Origin of the sequence: Brevundimonas denitrificans (assembly GCF_030160755.1) — a bacterium.
Classification (GTDB): Bacteria; Pseudomonadota; Alphaproteobacteria; order Caulobacterales; family Caulobacteraceae; genus Brevundimonas; species Brevundimonas denitrificans.
The window spans coordinates 1-2752 of record NZ_BSOY01000127.1 but is presented as its reverse complement, the minus strand read 5'-3'; the positions used below and the strand labels follow the sequence as shown (position 1 = coordinate 2752).

The following is a 2752-nucleotide window of genomic DNA, read 5'->3' as shown; positions in this document are numbered from 1 at the left end:
GAGGTCGCCGCGTCGCGCGGCGCCCCGTCGCGGGGGGCGATACAGGACAGCGCCGGCGTCCCGTCGCGCAAGGTCGGCGCGCCCCGCGGCGCCGGCAAGCTCGATTCGCGGACCCTGGCGCTGGTGACGCGCCAGCTGGCCACCCTGGTGACGGTGTCGCCGGTGGAGGAGGCGCTGCGGGCGATCATGATCCAGGCCGACCGGCCCGCGGCAAGGGCGGTGCTGGAGGGGGTGCATGGCGGGGTGATGGAGGGGCGGCGGCTGTCGGACGCCATGGCCCTGCAGGGCTCCGCCTTCCCGCCGCTGTACCGGGCCATGGTCTCGGCGGGCGAGACCTCGGGGGCGCTGGCGCCGATCCTGGAGCGGCTGGCCGACGGGCTGGAGCGCGATCAGGTGGTGCGGGGCAAGGTGATCACGGCCCTGGTCTATCCGGCGGTGCTGGCGGTCGTGGCCCTCGGGGTGGTGATCGCCCTGATGACCTTCGTGGTGCCGCGGGTGGTGGACCAGTTCGACAGCATGAACCAGACCCTGCCGCTGCTGACGCGGCTGGTGATCGGCCTGTCGGAGGCGATGCGCGACCGGGGCTGGCTGGCGGCGCTGTTGCTGGCGGCGGCCGCCGTCGCGGGGAGCGGGCTGCTGCGCCATCCGGCGGTCCGGCTGCGGGTGGATACGGCGATCCTGCGCCTGCCGCTGATCGGGCGGCTGACGCGCGACCTGCACGGGGCGAGGATGGCCCGGACCCTGTCGACGATGATCGCGGCCGGCCTGCCGGTGCTGGAGGGGCTGACGATCACGGCCCGCACCGTGTCCAACCGGCGCCTGCGGCTGGCCACCGAACGGATGGCCGAGGCGGTGCGCGAGGGCGGGGGGCTGTCGGCGGCCATGCGCCGGGCCGACGTCTTCCCGCCGATTCTGGTGACCATGACCGCCTCGGGCGAGGCCGGCGGCCGGCTGGAGCCGATGCTGGAGCGCGCCGCGGACTATCTGGAGCGGGAGTTCTCGACCTTCACGGCGGTGATGCTGAGCCTGATCGAGCCGGCCATCATCGTGGTCATGGGCGGGGTGGTCGCGGTGATCATCCTGTCCATCCTGCTGCCCATCCTGCAGATCAACACCCTGGCCATGGGGTGAGGAAGTTGAGCATGAGATTCTTGCACCCAATCGCTCGCCGCATTGTTGCCTGGGCCGCGGTCGTCGGTCCTCCGGGACGACCCGACCCGACGCGGCCTGGCGCTTCGCGCAGGCTCAAGGCCCCGACACGCGCTCAAGCAGCGAGCGACCGCGTCGCGAGCGTTAGCGCCCCCCACAGGGCAGGCTTCACCCTGGTCGAGCTGATGGTGGTGATCGTGATCATCGGCCTGCTGGCCACCGTGGTGGCGATCAATGTCCTGCCCAGCCAGGACCGGGCCATGGTGACCAAGGCGAAGGCCGACATCGCCACCCTGGAGCAGGCGATCGAGACCTATCGCCTCGACAACCTGGACTTCCCCGACGATCTGCAGGCGCTGGTCGCCGCCCCGCCGACCCTGGCCAGTCCGGACCGCTACCGTCCGGGCGGCTATGTGCGCCGCCTGCCCGAAGACCCCTGGGGCGAGCCCTACCGCTACCGCCGCCCGGGCGCCCACGGCGGCCCGTTCGACGTCTACTCCTGGGGCGCCGACCGCAAGGAAGGGGGCGAGGGCGATGACGCCGACCTCGGAAACTGGAGTTAGGGGCGCTAACGCTCGCCGCGCGGCGGCTCGCTGCTTGAGCGCGGGCCGGGGCGCCAATGCTCGCCGCGCATGGCATGCGCGAAGCGCCAGGCCGCGTCGGGTCGACAAGGCGGAGCCTTGTGACCGCGGCCCCAACAAAGAAGGCTTTACGCTGGTCGAGCTGCTGATGGTGGTGGCCATCATCGGCCTGGCCGCCGGGGCCGTGGTCCTGTCCGTGCCCGATCCGCGGCCCTCCGTGGCGGAGGACGCCGAGCGGTTCGCGGCCCGGCTGAGCCGCGCGCGCGAGGAAGCCGTCCTGTCCAACCGCCCCGTCGCGGTCGAGGCCACCCCCGCCGGCTACGGCTTCAGCGTGTTCGACGGCGCCGAATGGTCGGCGCTGGACGAGGGTCCGTTCGGGCCGGAGACCTGGACGGCGGGCACGACGGTCGACCCCTCGAACCCGCCCATGCGCATCGTGTTCGACCCCACCGGCGTGGCCGACCCCGCCGCCCTGACCCTGACCCGCGACCGCCAAAGCCGCACCATCGCCGTCGACGGCGCCGGAGAGGTGAGACTCAATGGCTGACACGATGATGCGCGCTATCGCTCGCCGCGCGGCGGCTCGCTGCTTGAGCGCGGATCGGGGCTATGGGCATGCGCGAAGCGCCAGGCCGCGTCGGGTCGGGAGGTCCCGAAGGGCCGACGACCGCGGCCCCGACAAGAAGGGTTTTACCCTGATCGAGCTGCTGGTGGCGCTGGCCGTGTTCAGCCTGGCCGCCCTGGCGCTGTTGAACCTGTCCGGCGAGAACACCCGCTCGGCCGCCCGCGTCGAGACCCGCACCCTCGGCGGGATCGTCGCCGAAAACCTCGCCGTCGAGGCCATGATCGCCCCCTCTGTCAGCGAAGGCGCGACTTCCGGCCAGACCCCGCTGGCCGGCCGCCCCTGGACCTGGACCCGCGCCATAACCCCCACCGAAGACCCCGACCTCCTGCGCATCCACATCACCGTCCAGGACGCCGAGGGACAGGCCGCCGAACGCACCATCTTCCGGTCAAGGACG

Annotated in this window: 4 protein-coding genes; all 4 read left to right on the top strand. The window is 72.5% G+C overall.

The annotated features are described in order from the left end of the window. A partial coding sequence (gene gspF, locus QQJ79_RS15175; protein WP_284223766.1) for a type II secretion system inner membrane protein GspF occupies window positions 1–1131 on the top strand: 1131 nt, incomplete at its 5' end. A gap of 11 nt (window positions 1132–1142) precedes the next feature. Beyond that, complete coding sequence (gene gspG / locus QQJ79_RS15170) at window positions 1143–1712, top strand: type II secretion system major pseudopilin GspG (protein ID WP_431307610.1); 570 nt, start codon at window positions 1143–1145, stop codon at window positions 1710–1712. 166 nt (window positions 1713–1878) lie between these two features. Further along, the gene (locus tag QQJ79_RS15165; protein ID WP_431307609.1) at window positions 1879–2277 is read left to right on the top strand and encodes a GspH/FimT family pseudopilin; all 399 of its coding nucleotides are present in this window, start codon (window positions 1879–1881) and stop codon (window positions 2275–2277) included. 43 nt (window positions 2278–2320) lie between these two features. Beyond that, a partial coding sequence (gene gspI, locus QQJ79_RS15160) for a type II secretion system minor pseudopilin GspI (protein WP_284223764.1) occupies window positions 2321–2752 on the top strand: 432 nt, incomplete at its 3' end.